Origin of the sequence: Streptococcus sp. 27098_8_109 (genome assembly GCF_041432295.1) — a bacterium.
GTDB lineage: Bacteria > Bacillota > Bacilli > Lactobacillales > Streptococcaceae > Streptococcus.
The window spans coordinates 155,698-176,216 of sequence record NZ_JAPVZJ010000001.1; the positions used below are offsets into that span (position 1 = coordinate 155,698).

25 protein-coding genes are annotated in these 20,519 nt (G+C 42.3%); 24 read left to right on the top strand and 1 reads right to left on the bottom strand.

The features are described 5' to 3' along the window. Positions 1 to 66 precede the first annotated feature (66 nt). The 21 genes from O3664_RS00765 to O3664_RS00865 all read left to right on the top strand — a co-directional run bounded on the left by O3664_RS00765 (position 67) and on the right by O3664_RS00865 (position 16,310). Entirely contained in the window at positions 67 to 774 is a 708-nt protein-coding gene (locus O3664_RS00765) for a glucosamine-6-phosphate deaminase (RefSeq protein ID WP_084925838.1), read from the top strand. 150 nt (positions 775 to 924) lie between these two features. Further along, complete coding sequence (gene rpsU / locus O3664_RS00770) at positions 925 to 1,101, top strand: 30S ribosomal protein S21 (protein ID WP_000048054.1); 177 nt, start codon at positions 925 to 927, stop codon at positions 1,099 to 1,101. A gap of 281 nt (positions 1,102 to 1,382) precedes the next feature. Then, complete coding sequence (gene hprK / locus O3664_RS00775) at positions 1,383 to 2,321, top strand: HPr(Ser) kinase/phosphatase (protein WP_049516049.1); 939 nt, start codon at positions 1,383 to 1,385, stop codon at positions 2,319 to 2,321. Continuing rightward, positions 2,314 to 3,102: a prolipoprotein diacylglyceryl transferase gene (gene lgt, locus O3664_RS00780; RefSeq protein WP_261017788.1), complete on the top strand. Its 789-nt coding sequence runs from the start codon at positions 2,314 to 2,316 to the stop codon at positions 3,100 to 3,102. The genes hprK and lgt overlap by 8 nt, the downstream gene beginning before the upstream one ends. Beyond that, entirely contained in the window at positions 3,103 to 3,486 is a 384-nt protein-coding gene (locus O3664_RS00785) for a DUF948 domain-containing protein (protein ID WP_070478414.1), read from the top strand. 15 nt (positions 3,487 to 3,501) lie between these two features. Continuing rightward, on the top strand, positions 3,502 to 3,891 hold the full coding sequence (locus tag O3664_RS00790; RefSeq protein WP_023946290.1) for a YtxH domain-containing protein: 390 nt from the start codon (positions 3,502 to 3,504) through the stop codon (positions 3,889 to 3,891). Positions 3,892 to 3,974: 83 nt separating this feature from the next. Beyond that, positions 3,975 to 5,105 (top strand): radical SAM family heme chaperone HemW, encoded by a 1,131-nt coding sequence (gene hemW / locus O3664_RS00795; RefSeq protein WP_371613483.1) that lies wholly within the window; start codon positions 3,975 to 3,977, stop codon positions 5,103 to 5,105. Positions 5,106 to 5,109: 4 nt separating this feature from the next. Beyond that, positions 5,110 to 5,847: an acyl-ACP thioesterase domain-containing protein gene (locus tag O3664_RS00800; RefSeq protein ID WP_371613484.1), complete on the top strand. Its 738-nt coding sequence runs from the start codon at positions 5,110 to 5,112 to the stop codon at positions 5,845 to 5,847. Positions 5,848 to 5,855: 8 nt separating this feature from the next. Next, positions 5,856 to 6,629 (top strand): TIGR01457 family HAD-type hydrolase, encoded by a 774-nt coding sequence (locus O3664_RS00805; protein ID WP_078238265.1) that lies wholly within the window; start codon positions 5,856 to 5,858, stop codon positions 6,627 to 6,629. Beyond that, a complete protein-coding gene (locus O3664_RS00810; RefSeq protein WP_033684906.1) occupies positions 6,619 to 7,236 on the top strand; it encodes a TIGR01906 family membrane protein in 618 nt (205 codons plus the stop codon). Before O3664_RS00805 ends, O3664_RS00810 begins: the two co-directional genes overlap by 11 nt. A gap of 212 nt (positions 7,237 to 7,448) precedes the next feature. Next, positions 7,449 to 7,850 carry a Spx/MgsR family RNA polymerase-binding regulatory protein gene (locus O3664_RS00815; protein WP_000631254.1) on the top strand — a complete coding sequence of 134 codons (402 nt, stop codon included), beginning with the start codon at positions 7,449 to 7,451 and terminating at the stop codon, positions 7,848 to 7,850. Then, positions 7,850 to 8,128 carry a UPF0223 family protein gene (locus O3664_RS00820; RefSeq protein ID WP_001041977.1) on the top strand — a complete coding sequence of 93 codons (279 nt, stop codon included), beginning with the start codon at positions 7,850 to 7,852 and terminating at the stop codon, positions 8,126 to 8,128. Before O3664_RS00815 ends, O3664_RS00820 begins: the two co-directional genes overlap by 1 nt. After that, positions 8,118 to 8,891: an inositol monophosphatase family protein gene (locus O3664_RS00825; RefSeq protein WP_229294646.1), complete on the top strand. Its 774-nt coding sequence runs from the start codon at positions 8,118 to 8,120 to the stop codon at positions 8,889 to 8,891. The genes O3664_RS00820 and O3664_RS00825 overlap by 11 nt, the downstream gene beginning before the upstream one ends. Then, positions 8,892 to 10,196 (top strand): RsmF rRNA methyltransferase first C-terminal domain-containing protein, encoded by a 1,305-nt coding sequence (locus tag O3664_RS00830; protein ID WP_229294647.1) that lies wholly within the window; start codon positions 8,892 to 8,894, stop codon positions 10,194 to 10,196. Positions 10,197 to 10,417: 221 nt separating this feature from the next. After that, complete coding sequence (locus tag O3664_RS00835) at positions 10,418 to 11,296, top strand: phosphate ABC transporter substrate-binding protein PstS family protein (RefSeq protein WP_125452276.1); 879 nt, start codon at positions 10,418 to 10,420, stop codon at positions 11,294 to 11,296. Continuing rightward, on the top strand, positions 11,296 to 12,213 hold the full coding sequence (gene pstC, locus O3664_RS00840; protein WP_001070902.1) for a phosphate ABC transporter permease subunit PstC: 918 nt from the start codon (positions 11,296 to 11,298) through the stop codon (positions 12,211 to 12,213). The genes O3664_RS00835 and pstC overlap by 1 nt, the downstream gene beginning before the upstream one ends. Further along, entirely contained in the window at positions 12,203 to 13,087 is an 885-nt protein-coding gene (gene pstA, locus O3664_RS00845) for a phosphate ABC transporter permease PstA (RefSeq protein WP_000543046.1), read from the top strand. Before pstC ends, pstA begins: the two co-directional genes overlap by 11 nt. Before the next feature lie 10 nt (positions 13,088 to 13,097). After that, the gene (pstB, locus tag O3664_RS00850) at positions 13,098 to 13,901 is read left to right on the top strand and encodes a phosphate ABC transporter ATP-binding protein PstB (RefSeq protein ID WP_000049848.1); all 804 of its coding nucleotides are present in this window, start codon (positions 13,098 to 13,100) and stop codon (positions 13,899 to 13,901) included. Positions 13,902 to 13,913: 12 nt separating this feature from the next. Further along, positions 13,914 to 14,672: a phosphate ABC transporter ATP-binding protein PstB gene (pstB, locus tag O3664_RS00855; protein WP_000133483.1), complete on the top strand. Its 759-nt coding sequence runs from the start codon at positions 13,914 to 13,916 to the stop codon at positions 14,670 to 14,672. Positions 14,673 to 14,683: 11 nt separating this feature from the next. Continuing rightward, positions 14,684 to 15,337, top strand: a complete 654-nt coding sequence (phoU, locus tag O3664_RS00860) for a phosphate signaling complex protein PhoU (protein WP_000946458.1) — start codon at positions 14,684 to 14,686, stop codon at positions 15,335 to 15,337. A 157-nt stretch (positions 15,338 to 15,494) separates the two neighbouring features. After that, positions 15,495 to 16,310, top strand: coding sequence for an ABC transporter substrate-binding protein (locus O3664_RS00865; RefSeq protein WP_000837375.1), 816 nt, complete (start codon positions 15,495 to 15,497; stop codon positions 16,308 to 16,310). 126 nt (positions 16,311 to 16,436) lie between these two features. Here the strand turns inward: O3664_RS00865 and O3664_RS00870 are convergent, their stop codons facing one another. Further along, complete coding sequence (locus O3664_RS00870; protein WP_371613485.1) at positions 16,437 to 17,708, bottom strand: PLP-dependent aminotransferase family protein; 1,272 nt, start codon at positions 17,706 to 17,708, stop codon at positions 16,437 to 16,439. Between the two features lie 141 nt (positions 17,709 to 17,849). Between O3664_RS00870 and budA the strand changes: the two genes are divergently transcribed. From budA to murB, 3 genes are all read left to right on the top strand, one after another. After that, positions 17,850 to 18,581 carry an acetolactate decarboxylase gene (gene budA, locus O3664_RS00875; RefSeq protein WP_084928656.1) on the top strand — a complete coding sequence of 244 codons (732 nt, stop codon included), beginning with the start codon at positions 17,850 to 17,852 and terminating at the stop codon, positions 18,579 to 18,581. A gap of 9 nt (positions 18,582 to 18,590) precedes the next feature. Further along, positions 18,591 to 19,343: a YhfC family intramembrane metalloprotease gene (locus O3664_RS00880; protein WP_084928655.1), complete on the top strand. Its 753-nt coding sequence runs from the start codon at positions 18,591 to 18,593 to the stop codon at positions 19,341 to 19,343. Positions 19,344 to 19,456: 113 nt separating this feature from the next. Further along, the gene (gene murB / locus O3664_RS00885) at positions 19,457 to 20,362 is read left to right on the top strand and encodes a UDP-N-acetylmuramate dehydrogenase (RefSeq protein ID WP_000111599.1); all 906 of its coding nucleotides are present in this window, start codon (positions 19,457 to 19,459) and stop codon (positions 20,360 to 20,362) included. Positions 20,363 to 20,519 lie beyond the last annotated feature (157 nt).

Genomic DNA, 20,519 nt, shown 5'->3' on the forward strand with positions numbered 1-20,519 from the left:
GTTTTCACTTGACAAAAATTGGTCTATACCATATAATAAATATAGATTGAAACGGAGGATAAAAAGATGAAAGTTATTAAAGTTGAAAACCAAATCGAGGGTGGAAAAGTTGCTTTTGAGATTTTGAAGGAAAAATTGGCCAATGGAGCTCAAACCCTAGGACTTGCTACAGGAAGTAGCCCACTTGAATTTTACAAGGAAATTGTTGAGAGTGACCTTGATTTTTCAAATTTAACCAGTGTCAACCTTGATGAGTATGTAGGACTTGATGGAGATAATCCACAGTCTTACCGTTACTTCATGCAAGAAAACTTGTTTAACCAAAAACCATTTAAAGAAAGTTTCTTGCCTCGTGGGGTTAAGGACAATGCTGAAGCTGAAGTTGAACGCTACAACCAAATTTTGGCTGACCATCCAGTGGACCTTCAAATCTTGGGAATCGGTCGCAATGGACATATCGGCTTTAATGAGCCTGGTACTCCATTTGACAGTCAAACACATCTAGTAGAACTTGACCAGTCTACTATCGAAGCCAATGCGCGCTTCTTTGACAAGATTGAAGATGTTCCAACCCAAGCCATTTCAATGGGGATTAAAAATATCTTGGATGCCAAGTCAATCCTTCTCTTTGCCTACGGTGAATCAAAAGCAGAAGCCATTGCTGGAACAGTGTCTGGCCTAGTGACTGAGAATCTACCTGCAAGTAGCCTACAAAACCACCCAGATGTGACCATCATCGCAGATGCTGAAGCGCTCAGCCTACTTGAAAAATAAAAAACGAAACCCTTCAGTTTCTTCTATCTGAGTGCTTTAAACTCTTGTATAAATGGCAAAAAAATCAAAATTAAACCGGATTTTTTCTTGACAATTATTCCTTTTACGTGTAAAATAGAATAGATCTTGAACTTGAAGGGAGTGAAAAAAATGTCTAAAACAGTAGTACGTAAGAATGAATCTCTTGACGACGCACTTCGTCGTTTCAAACGTGCGGTTACTAAAGCTGGTACTCTTCAAGAAACACGCAAACGTGAATTCTATGAAAAACCTTCTGTAAAACGTAAACGTAAATCAGAAGCAGCTCGTAAACGTAAAAAATTCTAATTAGAAATGAAAGGCTGGAGAAATCTAGTCTTTTTTCTTTTAATACTCTTCGAAAATCTCTTCAAACCATGTCAACGTCGCCTTGGATTATATATGTGACTGACTTCGTCAGTCTTATCTACAACCTCAAAGCAGTGCTTCGAGCAACCTGCGGCTAGTTTCCTAGTTTGCTCTTTGATTTTCATTGAGTATAAATAAATACTTCAAAGCCTGCAAAAATCTCAAATATCCTCCTACAATTTGATATAATAGAGAGAAGAACTCATTTGAAGGAGGAAATGATGTCGGTTTTAGTAAAAGAAGTGATTGAAAAGCTCAGACTAGACATTGTCTATGGCGAACCAGAATTACTTGAAAAGGAAATTAATACCGCGGACATTACGCGACCTGGTCTTGAAATGACGGGCTATTTTGACTATTATACGCCTGAGCGAATCCAACTCTTGGGAATGAAGGAGTGGTCCTATCTCGTTTCGATGTCCTCTCACAACCGTTACCAAGTCTTGAAAAAAATGTTTCTACCTGAGACACCTGCGGTCATTGTTGCTCGTGGTTTGGTGGTTCCAGAGGAGATGCTAAAGGCAGCCAGAGAATGTAAGATTGCCATTTTAACCAGCCGTACGGCAACCAGTCGTTTATCTGGAGAGTTATCTAGTTATCTGGATTCACGTTTAGCAGAACGGACCAGTGTGCACGGTGTCTTGATGGATATCTATGGAATGGGTGTCTTGATTCAAGGTGATAGTGGCATCGGTAAGAGTGAGACAGGTCTAGAGCTTGTCAAACGTGGTCACCGCTTGGTAGCCGATGATCGTGTCGATATCTTTGCCAAGGATGAGATTACTCTTTGGGGTGAACCAGCTGAAATCTTGAGACACCTGATTGAAATTCGTGGGGTTGGGATTATCGATGTCATGAGCCTCTACGGTGCGAGTGCCGTCAAGGATTCTTCACAAGTCCAGCTGGCTGTTTATTTGGAAAATTACGATACACATAAAACTTTTGATCGTCTTGGAAACAATGCAGAGGAAATAGAAATTTCTGGCGTAGCCATTCCTCGTATCCGCATTCCAGTGAAAACAGGTCGTAATATCTCTGTCGTGATTGAGGCTGCTGCCATGAATTATCGTGCCAAGGAAATGGGCTTTGATGCGACGCGTTTGTTCGAAGAACGCTTGACCAATCTCATTGCTCAAAACGAGGAGGTGCCTAATGTTTGATCCAATTGCTATTCATCTAGGCCCTCTAGCTATTCGATGGTATGCCTTGTGTATTGTAACAGGCTTGATTCTTGCGGTTTATTTGACCATGAAAGAAGCACCTAGAAAGAAGATCATACCAGACGATATTTTAGATTTTATCTTGATAGCCTTTCCTCTGGCTATTTTAGGAGCTCGTCTCTATTATGTTATTTTCCGTTTTGATTACTATAGTCAGAACTTGGGAGAAATTTTTGCCATTTGGAATGGTGGTTTGGCTATTTACGGTGGTTTGATAACTGGGGCTATTGTACTCTATATCTTTGCTGATCGCAAACTCATCAATACTTGGGATTTTCTAGACATTGCGGCGCCAAGCGTCATGATTGCCCAAAGTTTGGGTCGCTGGGGCAATTTCTTTAACCAAGAAGCCTATGGTGCAGCAGTGGATAATCTGGATTATCTACCTGGCTTTATCCGTGACCAGATGTATATTGAAGGGAGCTACCGTCAGCCGACCTTCCTTTATGAGTCTCTTTGGAATCTACTTGGCTTTGCCTTGATTTTGATATTGAGACGAAAATGGAAGAGTCTCAGACGAGGTCATATCACTGCCTTTTACTTGATTTGGTATGGTTTCGGTCGTATGGTCATCGAAGGCATGCGGACAGATAGCCTCATGTTCTTTGGCCTTCGAGTGTCTCAATGGCTATCAGTTGTTCTTATCGGACTGGGTATTTTTATCGTTCTATATCAAAATCGAAAGAAGGCCCCTTACTATTTTACTGAGGAGGAAAACTAAATGTTAGAAGTTGCATATATTCTTGTAGCCCTTGCTTTGATTGTCTTTTTAGTGTATCTAATCATTACTGTACAAAAGCTTGGACGTGTTATAGATGAAACAGAGAAGACGATTAAAACCTTAACTTCAGATGTGGATGTGACCTTGCATCATACCAATGAATTGCTGGCCAAGGTCAATGTCTTGGCAGATGATATTAACGTCAAGATGGCAACGATTGATCCACTCTTTAGTGCAGTTGCAGATTTATCTCTATCTGTTTCAGATCTTAATGACCATGCGCGTGTCTTGAGTAAGAAAGCTTCATCAGCTGGTTCAAAGACACTCAAGACTGGTGCAAGTTTGTCAGCTCTTCGTGTAGCAAGTAAATTTTTCAAAAAATAAAAAAGGAGAATTCTTATGGGTAAACTATCCTCAATCCTTTTAGGAACCGTTTCAGGTGCAGCTCTCGCCTTGTTTTTAACAAGCGACAAGGGCAAACAAGTTTGCAGTCAGGCTCAAGATTTTCTAGATGATTTGAGAGAAGATCCTGAGTATGCCAAGGAGCAGGTCTGTGGAAAACTGACAGAAGTCAAGGAGCAGGCTACAGATTTTGTTCTTAAAACCAAAGAACAGGTTGAGTCAGGTGAAATCACTGTGGACAGTGTCCTTGCTCAAGCCAAATCATGTGCTCGTCAAGCGACAGAAGCATCAAAAGATCGATTCAATAATCTCAAGGAGCAATGGCAAGAAAAGGCCGAAACTCTTGATGAATCAGAAGAGATTGTTATTGACATAACAGAAGAATAAACCATCACCATCTCTGGACAGACTATGTATCTGGGGATGGTGATTTTTTTCTCGTAGCCTGTCTTTGTGGTATAATAAGTACTATGCAGAAAAAACCAACGTCAGCCTATGTGCACATCCCGTTTTGTACCCAGATTTGTTATTATTGTGACTTTTCAAAAGTTTTTATCAAGAATCAGCCGGTAGATAGTTATTTGGAACATCTGTTAGAAGAGTTTCAATCTTATGATATTCAAAAGTTGAGAACCCTCTATATCGGTGGTGGGACACCAACAGCCCTGTCAGCTCCGCAACTGGAGGTGTTATTGAAGGGATTGACTAAAAACTTGGACTTGTCTGTCTTAGAAGAGTTGACCATTGAGGCCAATCCAGGCGACTTGGATGCAGATAAGATAGCTGTTTTGAAAAACTCGGCTATTAATCGTGTTTCGCTAGGTGTGCAGACCTTTGATGATAAGATGCTGAAAAAAATTGGGCGCAGTCATTTGGAGAAGGATATTTATGAAAATATCGACCGTCTGAAACTAGCTGGTTTTGACAATATCTCCATCGATTTGATTTATGCGTTGCCTGGTCAGAGCATGGAGCAAGTTAAGGACAATGTGGCTAAGGTCATTGGACTGGATATTCCCCATATGAGTTTGTATAGCTTGATTTTGGAAAATCATACGGTCTTTATGAACCGTATGCGACGAGGGAAATTGCCTCTGCCTAAGGAGGAACTGGAAGCTGAGATGTTTGAGTACATCATTGCAGAGCTGGAGCGAGCTGGTTTTGAGCATTATGAGATTTCCAATTTCTCCAAACCCGGTTTTGAAAGTCGTCACAATCTCATGTACTGGGACAATGCCGAATACTATGGTATTGGAGCTGGGGCATCTGGCTATGTCAATGGTATTCGCTATAAAAACCATGGTCCCATTCGTCATTATCTCAGTGCAGTTGAGGAAGGCAATGCTCGCATCACAGAAGAGCACCTGAGTCAAAAAGAGCAAATGGAAGAAGAAATGTTCTTGGGCCTCCGCAAGAAATCAGGGGTCTCTATGGCGCGATTTGAGGAAAAATTTGGCCGGTCTTTTGATGGACTATATGGCGAAATCGTCAGAGACTTGGTTCAAAAAGGTCTCATGCAAATAGAGGGTGACCGAGTTCGCATGACAAAGAGAGGTCTCTTTTTGGGAGACACCGTAGCAGAACGATTTATTTTGGAGTAGGATGATGGGCTTAACTTATCAAATGAAAATGAAAATTCCTTTTGATATGGCTGATATGAACGGTCATATCAAACTCCCAGATGTGATTTTACTATCCCTACAAGTTTCAGGGATGCAGTCGATTGAGCTGGGAGTTAGTGATAAGGCCATTTTGGAAGACTATAATCTGGTCTGGATTATCACAGACTATGATATTGAGGTGGTTCGTTTGCCTCGTTTTGCGGAAGAAATCACCATCGAAACGGAAGCCTTGAGCTACAATCGACTCTTTTGCTATCGCCGTTTCACTATCTATGATGAAGCAGGTCAAGAAATCATTCGCATGTTGGCGACCTTTGTTCTCATGGATCGAGATAGTCGAAAAGTCCATGCTGTCGAACCTGATATTGTGGCTCCTTACCAGTCTGATTTTGATAAAAAGCTTATCCGTGGACCAAAGTATGAGTACTTGGAAGAGCCAATCAGCAAGGATTACCATGTTCGTTTTTACGACTTGGATATGAATGGTCATGTTAATAACAGTAAGTATTTGGACTGGATTTTTGAGGTTATGGGAGCGGATTTTTTGACCCACTATATTCCCAAGAAAATCAACCTCAAGTATGTCAAGGAAGTTAGACCAGGTGGGGTGATTACATCGGCTGTTGAACGGACTGGACTGGAAAGCAAACATGAGATTACAAGCGACGGGGCTACCAATGCCCAAGCTATCATCACTTGGCAAGAAATGAAGAAGGATTAGAGAAAAATATGAAGTATAAAGGCTATTTAATTGATTTAGACGGAACCATTTATAAGGGGAAAGATCGAATTCCAGCAGGAGAGGCTTTTGTCCACGAATTGCAAAAGCGAGACATCCCCTATCTCTTTGTGACTAACAATACAACCCGCACTCCAGAGAGTGTTCAGGAGATGTTGGCTCAGAATTTTAATATTGATACTCCTCTATCGACTGTCTACACAGCGACTTTGGCGACTATCGACTATATGAACGACTTGGGACTTGAAAAGACAGTCTATGTCATCGGAGAAGCAGGACTCAAGGAAGCCATCAAGGCGGCTGGTTATGTGGAAGACAAGGATAATCCTGCCTATGTGGTAGTAGGCCTGGACTGGCAAGTTGACTATGAAAAATTTGCGACAGCAACTCTAGCTATCCAAAAGGGTGCTCACTTTATCGGAACCAATCCTGACCTCAACATCCCGACAGAACGCGGTCTTTTGCCAGGTGCTGGTTCGCTGATTACCCTTCTTGAAGTGGCAACACGAGTGAAGCCTGTTTATATTGGAAAACCAAATGCCATCATTATGGACAAGGCGGTTGAGCACTTAGGTTTGGAACGTGAAGAATTAATCATGGTTGGGGACAATTACTTGACTGATATTCGAGCAGGGATTGACAATGGCATTCCAACGCTCTTGGTGACAACAGGTTTTACCAAGGCAGAAGAAGTAGCAGACCTGCCAATCGCACCGACTCATGTGGTTTCTAGCCTTGCGGAGTGGAACTTTGATGAAAACTAAACTGACCTTTTGGAGCTCTATGCTCTTTCTCCTCTCCCTCTCAATCCTTTTGACCATTTATTTGGCTTGGATTTTTTATCCGCTGGATATTCAGTGGTTGAACTTAACGGATAGGGTCTATTTAAAACCAGAAACTATTCAGTACAACTTTCATATCTTGATGAATTACCTGACCAATCCTTTTAGTCAGGTCTTAGAGATGCCAGATTTTCGTTCGTCAGCAGCTGGTCTGCACCACTTTGCGGTGGTCAAGGACCTCTTTCACCTAGTTCAATTAGTTGCCCTTGTGACACTACCAAGCTTCTATTTCTTTGTCAATAAGATTGTTAAAAAGGGATTTTTATCTTTATTTAGTAAGGGACTTCTGACTCTAGTGGTCTTGCCTTTGCTGATTGGGCTTGGGGGAGTGTTGATTGGTTTTGACCAATTCTTTACTCTTTTCCATCAAATTCTCTTTGTGGGAGATGATACCTGGCTTTTTGACCCAGCCAAGGATCCAGTTATTTTAATTTTACCAGAGACCTTCTTCCTTCACGCCTTCCTCCTCTTTTTTGCCCTCTATGAAAGCTTCTTTGGTTTTCTATACCTGAAAAGTCGTAGGAAATAATACTAAAGATGTTCTTATTTTGAGTAAATAAGTTAGGTATATGATTCGAAACTATTGTCAAGAGTGAATTAACTAAATCCAAAATGTATCAATCGTTCGCAAACAGTCTATTTTTCTTGAAAAAATAGGCTTTTTTTTCTAAAAATCTCTAGTCAAGCGCTTTATTTTTTTGTATAATAGAACTAGCAAAGTATAGATAAGAAGAGAAAAGCATGATTACACTATTTCTATCACCGAGCTGTACTTCATGTCGTAAGGCGAAGGCCTGGTTAGAAAAACATAAGGTGCCCTTTGAGGAGCACAATATTATGACCAGTCCTTTAACGAGAAAAGAATTGCAACACATTCTTTCCTTGACCGAAAATGGTACTGATGACATCATTTCAACTCGTTCAAAAATTTTTCAAAAATTAGATATTGATGTAGAAAGTATTTCGGTATCAGAATTGCTTCATTTGATTGAGCAGTATCCTAGTCTTTTGCGTCGTCCAATTATTATCGATGCCAAACGTATGCAAATCGGTTTTAATGAAGATGAGATTCGTGCTTTTCTCCCTCGTAGTTACCGTAAGCAAGAACTAAAAGAAGCAAGAATGAGAGCTGGTATTAGTTAATGAACAAACAGTATAGTTACCCACTAGATTTGTCGTGGAGCACTGAAGAACTTGCTTCAGTGCTTTCTTTTTTTAATGATGTTGAAGCTGCCTATGAAGGCAAGGTAGAGGCTAAAAAGTTACTGGACTCCTATAAGGGATTCAAAGCGGTCGTGCCAAGCAAGAGCGAAGAAAAACGTTTGGGACGAGAATTTGAAACAGTTAGTGGCTATTCGCTTTATCGAGCAGTTCAGACTGCCAAGGAAAAAGGGGAAGGGAAGATTTCTCTTGGAAAGTAAATTTGAATTTGCTAAAGAGCTTGTCAATAAGGCGGGTCAGTACATTCTTGACCATATGCAGGAAGACTTGTGTGTTGAAACCAAGTCCTCTCCAACAGATTTGGTGACCAGACTGGACAAGGAAGTTCAGGAACTCTTGGTTAGTGAGATTTTGTCTCGTTATCCTGAGGATAAGATTTGTGCTGAAGAAGGGTGTCTGCGAGCCTCGGTTAAAGAGGGTAAGGTTTGGGTCATTGATCCCATCGATGGGACCAATAATTTTGTGGCCCAGCAGGAAGATTTTGCTGTCATGATGGCTTATTTTGAAAATGGTCAGGGACAGTTTGGTCTGATTTATGATGTGGTCAAAGGGGATTGTTACCACGGTGGTGGGGAATTTCCAGTTTGTCTAAATGATAGGCCCCTAGCTCCCTTTAAAGCAAAACCACTTGGAGATTTCCTTATTGCAGGGAATAGTGGTATGCTGGAAACCAATGAATGGGGGCTGGCTGATTTGAGTCGAGCCGTACTAGGTGTTCGTGTCTATGGGAGTGCGGCTATTAGTTTTGCCAAGATTTTGTCAGGGCGTTTGTTGACCTATGTCACCTATCTGCAACCATGGGATTATGCTGCGGCTAGTATTTTAGGGGAAAGTCTGGGCTATCGGGTTGTGACTCTATCTGGTCACCCGCTTGATTTTCAAACCAGACAACCGGTCATGATGTTACCTCTTGAGATGCAGGAGGAAATTCAGTCCTATATTTACGAAAGGAAAAGAACTTAGATGCAATTTCCAGAAGGATTTGTTGAAAAATATGAAGAGATATTAGGAGATGAGGCAAGAGATTTTCTTGCCTCTTTTGAGGAGGAAGCGGTTTCGGCTTTTCGGGTCAATCCTTTAAAAGAAGCGCCAGTTTCCTTTCCTGATGCCATTCCTCAAACTCCTTGGGGCCACTACGGGAAGGTTTCAGGGAAATCGCCTGAGCATGCTACTGGTTTGGTTTATTCGCAAGAACCTGCTGCCCAGATGGTGGCTCAGGTAGCCAAGCCCAGTCCTGGGATGAAGGTCTTGGACTTGGCAGCTGCACCGGGTGGCAAATCAACTCAACTGGCAGCCTATCTAGCAGGGGAGGGGCTACTTGTTTCCAATGAAATTTCAAGCAAACGGGCTAAGATTTTAGTAGAAAATATGGAGCGCTTTGGAGCGACAAATGTCGTAGTGACTAATGAATCTGCCGACAGCTTGGCCAAGGTCTTTAAAGGCTATTTTGACCTTATTGTCCTTGATGCTCCTTGCTCTGGGGAAGGGATGTTTCGTAAGCAACCAGATGCTATGGACTATTGGAGCTTAGATTATCCGAGTCAATGTGCTAGCTTGCAAAGAGAAATTCTGGAAGATGCAGTAACCATGCTAGCTGAAGGTGGTCGCTTGGTTTATTCAACCTGTACCTGGGCACCTGAGGAAAACGAAGAGATCGTCAATTGGCTACTGGAAGAGTATGATTTTGACTTGCTACCAGTTGAACATATCAATGGAATGGTAGCTGGTATTGACCTGCCAGAAACGGCTCGGATGTACCCTCATCATTTTAAGGGAGAGGGGCAGTTTGTAGCTCATCTACAATTTAAAGGTGAAAATCCAGCACCTAAATTTAAGGCAAGTAAGAGCAACCTCGGCCGAGAACAACTTACTTTGTGGCAGGAATTTGCCCAAAAACACCTGAAAATCAATCTAAGGGGTATCTTGCAGACTTTTGGTGACCAACTTTATCTCTTGCCAGAACTTTTGCCAGATTTAGGGAAGCTCAAGATTGCTAGGAATGGCCTGCATCTAGGGACCTTTAAGAAGAAACGCTTTGAGCCTAGTTTTGCTCTTGGTCTAGCCTTGAAACCGAGTCAGGTCAAGCAGTCGGTTGAAATTGACCAAGAAGCGTTTGTAAAGTATGTGGCTGGAGAAACCGTTCAGCTGGCGGAAAGTCTGCCTAATGGTTGGTACCAAGTTTTAGTTAAAGGAAATGGTTTGGGCTTTGCTAAGGTGACTGGAAATGTTTTGAAAAATTATTTTCCAAAAGGCCTCAGATTCAAGTGAAAATGCTAGTCAAAGTAGCTTGTCTATGTTATAGTGGAAGTATGGATTTTTTTCAAATTGTCTTTCATTTTAAGTCAAAATTGGTGGGTAAGGCAACTGAGCAAATTTCTAGTAAAACCAAGCTAGCAACTTCGGTTGGCTCCCAATTTTAAAAAAGAAAAACATAAATAAATAGTTGAAAAAATTCACAGCATTCACCATTATTTTCAAGGAGAAAAACAGTGAAAAAAAGGAAAAAACTCGCTCTATCCCTTGCAGCTCTTTTGCTGGCAGGTTCTTTGGCGGGATGTGCTAGCTGGATTGAGCGTGGAGAATCCATGACAGCTGTTGGCTCAACGGCTCTTCAGCCCTTGGTCGAAGCAGCAGCAGATGAATTTGGTTCTATGCACGTTGGAAAAACAGTCAACGTCCAAGGTGGAGGATCTGGTACCGGTCTGTCTCAGGTTCAGTCTGGAGCCGTTGATGTAGGAAATTCAGACGTATTTGCCGAGGAAAAAGACGGTATCAACGCATCCGCTCTAGTGGACCATAAGGTAGCAGTAGCGGGCTTGGCAGTGATTGTGAACAAGGAAGTTGATGTTGAAAATCTGACAACTGAACAACTCCGTAGCATCTTCACAGGTCAAGTGACCAACTGGAAAGAAGTCGGTGGGAAAGACCTAGCCATTTCCATTATCAACCGCGCGGCAAGTTCTGGTTCGCGTGCAACCTTTGATAGTGTTGTCATGGATGGTCAATCTGCCGTGCAGAGTCAAGAACAGGATTCAAATGGGATGGTCAAAAACATTGTTTCCCAGACACCAGGAGCCATTTCTTACCTAGCATTTGCCTATGTGGATGACTCGGTTAAACGCATGAAATTGAATGGCTATGAGCCAATTGCAGAAAATGTTACAAGCAATAACTGGCCTTTGTGGTCTTATGAACACATGTACACCCTAGGTCAACCAAATGAATTGGTGGAAGAATTCCTCAACTTTGTCCTCTCAGATGAAGCGCAAAGTGGAATCGTTAAGGGGATGGGCTATATTTCTGTCAAGGAAATGAAGGTCCAAAAAGATGCTGTAGGAACGGTGACAGCACTAGAAGGGAGTCAATAATGAATCAAGAAGAATTAGCTAAAAAATTACTTTCTCCCTCAAAGAACTCTCGTCTAGAGAAACTAGGAAAAGGCTTAACCTTTGCCTGTCTGTCTTTGATTGTTATCATTGTGGCCATGATTTTGATTTTCGTAGCCCAAAAAGGTTTGTCGACCTTCTTTGTAAATGGGGTTAATATCTTTGATTTCCTATTTGGCCAAACTTGGAATCCTTCAGGTAAACAATTTGGTGCCCTTCCTATGATTTTGGGTTCCTTTATTGTCACAATCCTATCAGCACTTATCGCAACTCCTTTTGCCATTGGTGCGGCAGTCTTTATGACGGAGGTCTCACCAAAAGGTGCTAGAATCTTGCAACCAGCCATTGAATTGCTAGTCGGGATTCCTTCAGTTGTGTATGGATTTATTGGTTTGCAGGTCGTAGTTCCTTTTGTCCGTAGTATCTTTGGTGGAACTGGTTTTGGGATTCTGTCAGGGATTTTCGTACTCTTTGTCATGATTTTACCGACGGTAACCTTTATGACAACAGATAGCTTGCGTGCGGTGCCTCGTCACTACCGCGAAGCAAGTTTGGCTATGGGGGCTACTCGTTGGCAAACCATCTGGCGCGTGACCTTGAAGGCAGCGCGTTCAGGGATTTTCACAGCAGTGGTCTTTGGGATGGCGCGTGCCTTTGGTGAGGCCTTGGCCATTCAGATGGTAGTTGGAAACTCAGCCGTTGTCCCAACTTCATTGACAACACCTGCTGCAACCTTGACCTCTGTGTTGACCATGGGTATCGGAAATACCGTTATGGGAACCGTTGACAATAACGTTCTCTGGTCACTGGCCTTAGTCTTGCTTTTGATGAGTTTGGCCTTCAACAGTGTGATTAAATTGATTACGAAAGAAAGAGGAAAGAAAAACTATGCACGCTAAGAAATTAGATAAAATTGCAACAGCTGTCCTCTACTCGATTGCAGGAATTATTGTTGCCATCTTGGCATCCTTGATTCTTTATATCTTGGTTCGTGGTTTGCCCCACATCTCTTGGTCTTTCTTGACTGGCAAATCATCTTCTTACCAAGCAGGCGGAGGGATTGGAATTCAGCTCTATAATTCCTTCTTCCTTTTGGTCATCACCTTGATTATCTCTGTTCCCTTGTCTATGGGGGCTGGGATTTTCCTAGCTGAATATGCCAAAAAAGGTCCTGTGACCAACTTTGTCAGAACCTGTATTGAAATCTTGTCTTCACTGCCATCTGTGGTTGTAGGTCTCTTTGGTTACTTGATCTTTGTAGTTCAGTTTGAGTATGGATTTTCAATCATCTCAGGTGCCTTGGCCTTGACGGTCTTTAACCTGCCTCAGATGACTCGTAACGTTGAAGACAGCTTGAAACACGTTCACCATACGCAACGTGAGGCTGGCTTGGCCCTTGGAATTTCTCGTTGGGAGACAGTTGTCCATGTAGTCATTCCAGAAGCTCTTCCAGGTATTGTGACTGGGGTCGTCTTAGCTTCTGGTCGTATCTTTGGTGAGGCTGCGGCTCTTATCTATACAGCAGGACAATCCGCTCCAGCCCTAGACTGGTCTAACTGGAATATTCTCAGTGTAACTAGCCCAATCTCTATCTTCCGTCAAGCAGAAACCTTGGCTGTCCATATTTGGAAAGTCAATAGTGAAGGAACCATTCCAGATGGAACCATTGTATCAGCAGGTTCTGCAGCCGTGCTCCTCATCTTTATCCTCATCTTTAACTTTGGAGCCCGCAAACTCGGAAGCTACCTACATAAGAAATTAACCGCTGCCTAAAGGAGAAGCCATGTCAAAATATAATTGGGATGAAAAGCATATCATCACCTTTCCTGAAGAGAAAGTGGCCCTCTCTACTAAGGATTTACATGTTTACTACGGTAAAAATGAATCTATCAAGGGCATCGATATGCAATTTGAAAAAAATAAAATTACTGCCTTAATTGGCCCTTCTGGTTCAGGAAAATCAACCTATCTCCGCAGTCTCAACCGTATGAATGATACCATTGATATTGCCAAGGTAACAGGTCAAATTCTCTACCAAGGGATTGACGTCAACCGTCCAGAAATCAATGTCTATGAGATGCGTAAGCACATTGGAATGGTCTTCCAACGCCCAAATCCCTTTGCCAAGTCTATCTACCGCAATATCACTTTTGCCCATGAACGTGCAGGAGTTAAGGACAAGCAAGTTTTGGATGAAATTGTGGAAACTTCTCTTCGTCAGGCTGCCCTTTGGGACCAGGTCAAAGACGATTTGCACAAGTCAGCCTTGACCCTATCAGGTGGTCAGCAGCAACGTCTCTGTATCGCTCGTGCTATCTCGGTTAAACCAGATATTCTCTTGATGGATGAGCCGGCATCAGCCTTGGATCCGATTGCGACAGCCCAGTTGGAAGAAACCATGTTGGAATTAAAGAAGGATTTTACCATCATCATCGTGACCCACAGTATGCAGCAGGCTGCGCGTGCTAGTGACTACACAGGATTTTTCTACTTGGGTGACTTGATCGAGTACGATAAGACCTCTAATATTTTCCAAAATGCTAAACTACAGTCAACCAATGACTACGTAACAGGACACTTTGGATAGAAAGGAAACCGTATGACAGAAGCGATTTTACAGGTATCAGACCTGTCCGTTTACTACAATCAAAAGAAGGCCTTGAATAGTGTTTCCCTATCTTTCCAACCTAAGGAAATTACAGCCTTGATCGGTCCATCTGGATCAGGGAAATCAACCCTCCTCAAGGCTATCAACCGCATGGGGGATCTCAATCCAGAGGTAACCACAACTGGTTCAGTAGTTTACAACGGCCACAACATTTACAGTCCGCGTACAGATACAGTTGAATTGCGGAAGGAAATCGGGATGGTTTTCCAACAACCAAACCCCTTCCCTATGTCTATCTACGAAAACGTTGTTTATGGGCTTCGTATCAATGGAGTGAAGGACAAGCAAGTTCTGGATGAAGCAGTAGAAAAAGCCTTGCAACGAGCTTCTATCTGGGATGAGGTCAAGGATCGCCTGCATGATTCAGCTATCGGGCTTTCAGGCGGACAACAGCAACGTGTCTGCGTTGCCCGTGTCTTGGCAACTAGTCCTAAAATCATTCTCTTGGATGAACCGACTTCAGCTCTGGACCCTATCTCGGCTGGTAAGATTGAGGAAACCTTGTATGCTCTAAAAGATAAATACACCATGCTCTTGGTTACGCGTTCCATGCAACAAGCCTCTCGTATCTCTGACAAGACAGGATTTTTCCTAGATGGAGATTTGATTGAGTTTAACGATACTAAGAAGATGTTCCTCAACCCACAACACAAGGAAACAGAAGATTATATTTCAGGAAAATTTGGATAAGGAGATAAATGATGTTACGTTCTCAATTTGAAGAAGATTTGGAGAAATTGCACAACCAGTTCTATGCAATGGGACAAGAAGTGCTATCCCAAATCAATCGGACAGTGCGTGCCTTTGTTACGCATGACCGTGATTTGGCCAAGGAAGTCATCGAAGACGATGCAGAAGTGAACGAATACGAAGTGAAATTGGAAAAGAAATCATTTGAAATGATTGCCCTTCAACAACCCGTTTCTCAGGACTTGCGTACTGTTTTGACAGTCTTGAAGGCTGTATCTGACTTGGAACGTATGGGTGACCATGCCGTTTCCATTGCCAAGGCGGCAATTCGTATGAAGGGGGAGCAACGCATCCCAGCTGTTGAAGAAGAAATCAAGAGAATGGGTCGCGATGTCAAGAACTTCGTCGAAGCAGCCCTTGAACTCTATCTCAATGGTTCAGTAGATCAGGCCTATGAAGTAGCAGCAATGGATGAAAAAATCAACCATTACTTTGATAGCATTCGTGACTTGGCTACAGAAGAAATCAAGAAAAATCCTGATGCCATTGTTACAGGTCGTGATTATTTCCAAGTGATTGCCTTCTTGGAACGTATTGGAGACTATGCCAAGAATATCTGTGAATGGGTTGTTTACTTTGAAACAGGTAAGATTGTCGAACTATAAAATAGAGTCATTCTGTATAAAAAGGAGCTTGAAATCAATAGATAGCTCCTTTTTTGAATGAAAAAAATATTTTTAAGATAAAAATTCAAAAAAACACTTGACAAGCAACTTGGATAGAGTTATAATTATACAAAATTAACAGAGAGGTCGTTTATTTATGAAATCGAAAAAATGGATATTTGTTTTATGTAGCTTTCTTGCAAGTTTCTTCTTAGTGGCTTGCCAGTCGGGTTCTAATGGTTCTCAGTCAGCTGTTGAGGCCATTAAGCAAAAGGGGAAATTAGTTGTGGCGACTAGTCCTGACTATGCACCTTTTGAATTCCAATCCTTAGTTGACGGGAAAAATCAGGTAGTCGGTGCGGATATTGATATGGCCCAAGCTATCGCTGATGAACTTGGGGTGAAATTGGAAATCTCAAGCATGAGTTTTGACAATGTTTTGACCAGTCTTCAAACTGGGAAGGCTGACCTAGCAGTTGCAGGAATTAGTGCTACTGATGAGAGAAAAGAAGTCTTTGATTTTTCAATCCCTTACTATGAAAACAAGATTAGTTTCTTGGTTCGTAAGTCTGATGTAGAAAAATACAAGGATTTAACTAGCCTTGAAAGTGCTAATATTGCAGCCCAAAAAGGGACTGTTCCAGAAGCTATGGTCAAGGAACAATTGCCAAAAGCTCAATTGACTTCCCTAACCAATATGGGTGAAGCTGTCAATGAATTGCAGGCTGGAAAAGTAGATGCTGTTCACATGGATGAGCCTGTTGCCCTTAGCTATGCTGCTAAAAACGCCGACTTAGCTGTCGCAACTGTCAGCTTGAAGATGAAGGACGGCGAAGCTAATGCAGTTGCCCTTAGAAAAAATAGTGCTGATTTAAAAGAAGTGGTGGACAAGGTCATCCAAAAACTCAAGGATGACGGTACCTACCAAAAATATCTTGAAAAAGCGGCAACCTTAACAGAAGTTGAAGAATAATACTCAATGAAAATCAAAGAGCAAACTAGAAAGCTAGCCGCAAGCTGTACTTGAGTACGGTAAGGCGACGCTGACGTGGTTTGAATTTGATTTTCGAAGAGTATAAGAAAAAAGCAGAGTTGGAAGTCAATCCAATTCTGCTTTTAAATAGTCTAAAACATTTTCCAGATTGTCTAAGGACACCTTGGCAAATTGATAAGGACAGGTGCTTAAATAGGCCTCTTCAAAGAAGTCTAAGCCCAGTTGACTGTGTTTGAGACTGGCGATTTTAGGATACTGTCTGAGATCAAGTAATAAACCATCGTGTAGGGGAAAGTGAGGAAGGGGACAAGGAGTGTTATCTAGTCTTTCCTCGATTTGTTTTTGGTAGTCTTCCTGATTGGATAAGCGAGCTAGCCGATTTTTCTCAAATAATTGACTGTCAATATAGAGTGACAGGGCCTTTTGCATGATGAGGTTGCTGTCGTAGTCTAGGATATTTTTGTAGGCCACAAAGGCTTCCTTGATAGCATTTGGAAGGATGAGTGCTGTTATCCGCAGGGCTGGAAAGAGGCTGGTTGAGAAGGACTTTATGTAAATGACGCGCTTCTCTGTATCCTGATAGTGGAAGGTCTGGCCCTTCTTGGAGTCCAAATCCCCCAGATAGTCGTCCTCTACGATATAGACACCATACTTGGCAGCTAAGTCAAGAATAGCTCGTTTGTCCTGCTCTGAATAGGAATGTCCCAGAGGATAGTGAAATCGAGGAATGGTATAGAAAAACTTAATTTTTCCTGTTTTGAAGTGACCTTCCAGCTCCTCCAAGTCAATCCCATCAATGCCTCGTTCAATCGTTTGATAGTCCAATCCCTGAGCAATCAAGAGGCGATTCATCCGATGGTAGGTCGGCTGTTCCACCAAGATTTCCTTGGCTTGACTAGGAAAGGAAATTTGAGAAAGGATAAAAAGGGCTTGTTGGGTTCCAGAAGTCAGTACCAGTTGGTCAGCCTTGCAGTAGAGGGCTTGGTCAAAGAGGAGTTTATGAATGGATTGTCTTAAGTCTTCTAATCCTTCTTGGTTATCATAGTAGTTGAAGAGGTAGTTTTCCCGGCCAATCAAGGTTTCATTGACACAGAGTCGGAAATCGTCATAGGCACTGGCATGTTCGTCAGTGACTTCGATTTCTAGATCCTGGTGTTGCCCTTGTTCTAGGACATAGTAGCCACTCTGGGGCTTGGCATAGAGGTATTGTTCGTGCCGTAATTCCAGAAGGGCTCTCTGAATGGTGTCCTTGCTACAGTGAAAGTCAAGGCTCAGTTGACGGATAGAAGGCAGGCGGCTTCCCGTCGGAAAGCGTCCAGACTCGATACTATTTTTCAGATAAGATACGACCTCTTGGTACTTGCTTTGTTTCTTCATTCCAGACCTCCCTTGATTTTGTTACATTGTACCTTTTTTTTTCCTTCTTTGCAATGTCTAGAGTGTTTATATCGTTCACATCTAGGGGCAAATGTGGTATACTTAGGAGTAAGATTTATAGTATAACAGACAAGAAAGTGAATGGATAAGAACGTGCAGGAACCAGTGAAATTATTTCAATACAATACCCTTGGAGCTTTGATGGCAGGCCTTTATGGTGGTACCATGACAGTAGGAGAATTGCTGGAGCATGGTGACCTTGGTTTGGGAACCTTGGATTCCATTGATGGAGAATTGATTGTCTTGGATGGCAAGGCTTATCAAGCCAAAGGCTCAGGAGAACAACCGGAAATTGTAGAAGTGTCACCAGATGCCCTTATTCCTTACGCTGCAGTAGTACCACATCAGGCAGAGGTCATTTTCCGTCAGCGCTTTGAGATGACAGACAAGGAATTGGAAGAGCGAATCGAGTCTTATTATGATGGGGAAAATCTTTTCCGCTCTATCAAGATTCGTGGGGAATTTTCGCATATGCATGTGCGCATGATTCCCAAGTCGACACCAGATACCAAGTTTGCTGATGTCGCAACCCATCAACCGGAATATAGTCGTGACAATGTGGCGGGGACCATTGTTGGTTTCTGGACGCCTGAGATTTTCCATGGGGTCAGTGTGGCAGGCTACCATCTGCACTTCATATCAGATGATTTGACTTTCGGTGGACATGTCATGAACTTTGTTATCAAGGAAGGTATTGTTGAGGTGGGAGCTGTTGACCAGTTGGACCAACGTTTCCCAGTCCAAGACCGTCAATACTTGTTTGCTAAGTTCAATGTTGACGAGATGAAAAAAGATATTGAAAAGGCTGAATAGGAGAAGAAAATGACCATTCATATTATCATTACCATGGTGTTGTTGCTGGCTTTCTTGATAGGAAGCATTTGGTATGCCAAAAAGAAACACCAGATTAATCTAGCTGTCTTGGGCTTGGGGGCTGTTGCCTTCTTTGTCTCTTCACAGATTTTAGAAAAACTGGTGCATATCTTGGTTTTGCATCCTCAAAAAGACGGTAGTATTGCCCTCTTGCGAGACCATCCGCTTGTCTATATCATCTATGGCCTAGCCATGGCAGCATTTTTTGAGGAAACTGCTCGTCTTATTTTCTTCAAATGGTTGGAGAAAAAGAGAAGTTTGGAAAAGGCAGATGCCTTGGCTTATGGATTGGGGCATGGTGGCTTGGAGTTGATTTTCCTAGGTCTTACTAGTTTGATTAATCTCTACATCGTTCTCTCAGCAGTTCAAACTCAGAATCCACAGGTCATGCAATTGCTGTCTGAAAATATGTTAAAAACCATTCAGTCACTTTCTGTCTGGCAGATTTATTTGCTTGGTTTTGAACGGATTCTGGCTCTAGGTTTCCAATTGCTTTTGACTGTTTGGGTTTACCAAGCTGTTCGCCAGAAGAAATGGATTTATCTCCTAGCAGCCTATGGCCTACATGCCTTCTTTGACCTGGCACCATCTCTAGCCCAAGTTGGCTGGCTTACAAGTCCAGTCTTAGTTGAAGTCATTCTACTAGTTGAACTGATCCTAGTTGCCTATGGAACCAAGGCTATCTTTTGCAAAAAATCATAAGAAAAAGGGGGAAACCTCTTTTTTTGTTTAAAATAAGCCCAAGATTTTTTTAGGGTCGTCAAATGGTCTTAAAAATGGTATAATGGAATGAATTTTGTAAAAGGAAGAGTGTCATGTCAGTAAAAGAAAACATGCTTGAAATCTTAGAAGGGATTGATATCCGTTTCAAAGAACCCTTGCATAGCTATAGTTATACAAAAGTAGGTGGAGAGGCCGATTATTTGGTCTTTCCACGAAATCGTTTTGAGTTGGCGCGCGTTGTCAAATTTGCCAATCAAGAAAATATCCCTTGGATGGTGCTGGGAAATGCTAGCAACATCATTGTTCGTGATGGTGGGATTCGTGGATTTGTTATCTTGTGTGACAAGCTCAATCATGTTTCCGTTGATGGCTATACCATCGAAGCTGAGGCTGGTGCTAACTTGATTGAAACAACTCGCATTGCCCTCCGTCATAGTTTGACTGGTTTTGAGTTTGCTTGTGGTATTCCTGGAAGTGTCGGTGGTGCTGTCTTTATGAATGCGGGTGCCTATGGTGGTGAGATTGCCCACATCTTACAGTCTTGTAAAATTTTGACCAAGGATGGAGAAATCGAGACCCTATCTGTCAAGGACTTGGCTTTTGGTTACCGCCATTCAGCCATTCAGGAGTCTGGTGCAGTTGTCTTATCAGCTAAATTTGCCCTAGCCCCAGGAAGCCATCCGGTTATCAAGCAAGAAATGGATCGCTTGACGCATCTACGTGAACTCAAGCAACCTTTAGAATATCCATCTTGTGGTTCGGTCTTTAAGCGTCCAGTAGGGCATTTTGCAGGTCAGTTAATTTCTGAAGCTGGCTTGAAAGGCTATCGTATTGGTGGAGTAGAAGTCTCAGAAAAACACGCAGGTTTTATGATCAATGTCGCTGACGGAACGGCTAAAGACTACGAGGACTTGATTGAGTCTGTGATTGAAAAAGTCAAGGAACACTCAGGTGTCACCCTTGAGAGGGAAGTCCGTATTTTAGGTGAAAGCAAGTAGGAAGTTTTAGTTAAAAAGCTGCTGCTATGTCATGGAAAGGGGGTGAAAGCCTATCGTCAGTGCAGAAGAATGTAGGCAGTTCAATCTCCTACACGAGGTAGTAGTGGCCTGACAGAGCCCTGATCTGTTAATATATGAAAAAGAAGGAATAAATGAC

What these genes read in the sequence shown, in the direction of transcription:
- pstC (WP_001070902.1), top strand. Translation starts at nt 11,296, where the DNA reads ATGAATCAAGAAGAATTAGCTAAAAAATTACTTTCTCCCTCAAAGAAC.
- lgt (WP_261017788.1), top strand. Translation starts at nt 2,314, where the DNA reads ATGTTTGATCCAATTGCTATTCATCTAGGCCCTCTAGCTATTCGATGG.
- murB (WP_000111599.1), top strand. Translation starts at nt 19,457, where the DNA reads ATGTCAGTAAAAGAAAACATGCTTGAAATCTTAGAAGGGATTGATATC.
- O3664_RS00765 (WP_084925838.1), top strand. Translation starts at nt 67, where the DNA reads ATGAAAGTTATTAAAGTTGAAAACCAAATCGAGGGTGGAAAAGTTGCT.
- O3664_RS00865 (WP_000837375.1), top strand. Translation starts at nt 15,495, where the DNA reads ATGAAATCGAAAAAATGGATATTTGTTTTATGTAGCTTTCTTGCAAGT.
- O3664_RS00820 (WP_001041977.1), top strand. Translation starts at nt 7,850, where the DNA reads ATGAACAAACAGTATAGTTACCCACTAGATTTGTCGTGGAGCACTGAA.
- O3664_RS00880 (WP_084928655.1), top strand. Translation starts at nt 18,591, where the DNA reads ATGACCATTCATATTATCATTACCATGGTGTTGTTGCTGGCTTTCTTG.
- O3664_RS00790 (WP_023946290.1), top strand. Translation starts at nt 3,502, where the DNA reads ATGGGTAAACTATCCTCAATCCTTTTAGGAACCGTTTCAGGTGCAGCT.
- pstB (WP_000133483.1), top strand. Translation starts at nt 13,914, where the DNA reads ATGACAGAAGCGATTTTACAGGTATCAGACCTGTCCGTTTACTACAAT.
- hemW (WP_371613483.1), top strand. Translation starts at nt 3,975, where the DNA reads ATGCAGAAAAAACCAACGTCAGCCTATGTGCACATCCCGTTTTGTACC.
- O3664_RS00870 (WP_371613485.1), bottom strand. Translation starts at nt 17,708, where the DNA reads ATGAAGAAACAAAGCAAGTACCAAGAGGTCGTATCTTATCTGAAAAAT.
- budA (WP_084928656.1), top strand. Translation starts at nt 17,850, where the DNA reads ATGGATAAGAACGTGCAGGAACCAGTGAAATTATTTCAATACAATACC.
- hprK (WP_049516049.1), top strand. Translation starts at nt 1,383, where the DNA reads ATGTCGGTTTTAGTAAAAGAAGTGATTGAAAAGCTCAGACTAGACATT.
- O3664_RS00830 (WP_229294647.1), top strand. Translation starts at nt 8,892, where the DNA reads ATGCAATTTCCAGAAGGATTTGTTGAAAAATATGAAGAGATATTAGGA.
- O3664_RS00800 (WP_371613484.1), top strand. Translation starts at nt 5,110, where the DNA reads ATGGGCTTAACTTATCAAATGAAAATGAAAATTCCTTTTGATATGGCT.
- pstA (WP_000543046.1), top strand. Translation starts at nt 12,203, where the DNA reads ATGCACGCTAAGAAATTAGATAAAATTGCAACAGCTGTCCTCTACTCG.
- rpsU (WP_000048054.1), top strand. Translation starts at nt 925, where the DNA reads ATGTCTAAAACAGTAGTACGTAAGAATGAATCTCTTGACGACGCACTT.
- pstB (WP_000049848.1), top strand. Translation starts at nt 13,098, where the DNA reads ATGTCAAAATATAATTGGGATGAAAAGCATATCATCACCTTTCCTGAA.
- O3664_RS00810 (WP_033684906.1), top strand. Translation starts at nt 6,619, where the DNA reads ATGAAAACTAAACTGACCTTTTGGAGCTCTATGCTCTTTCTCCTCTCC.
- O3664_RS00805 (WP_078238265.1), top strand. Translation starts at nt 5,856, where the DNA reads ATGAAGTATAAAGGCTATTTAATTGATTTAGACGGAACCATTTATAAG.
- phoU (WP_000946458.1), top strand. Translation starts at nt 14,684, where the DNA reads ATGTTACGTTCTCAATTTGAAGAAGATTTGGAGAAATTGCACAACCAG.
- O3664_RS00815 (WP_000631254.1), top strand. Translation starts at nt 7,449, where the DNA reads ATGATTACACTATTTCTATCACCGAGCTGTACTTCATGTCGTAAGGCG.
- O3664_RS00785 (WP_070478414.1), top strand. Translation starts at nt 3,103, where the DNA reads ATGTTAGAAGTTGCATATATTCTTGTAGCCCTTGCTTTGATTGTCTTT.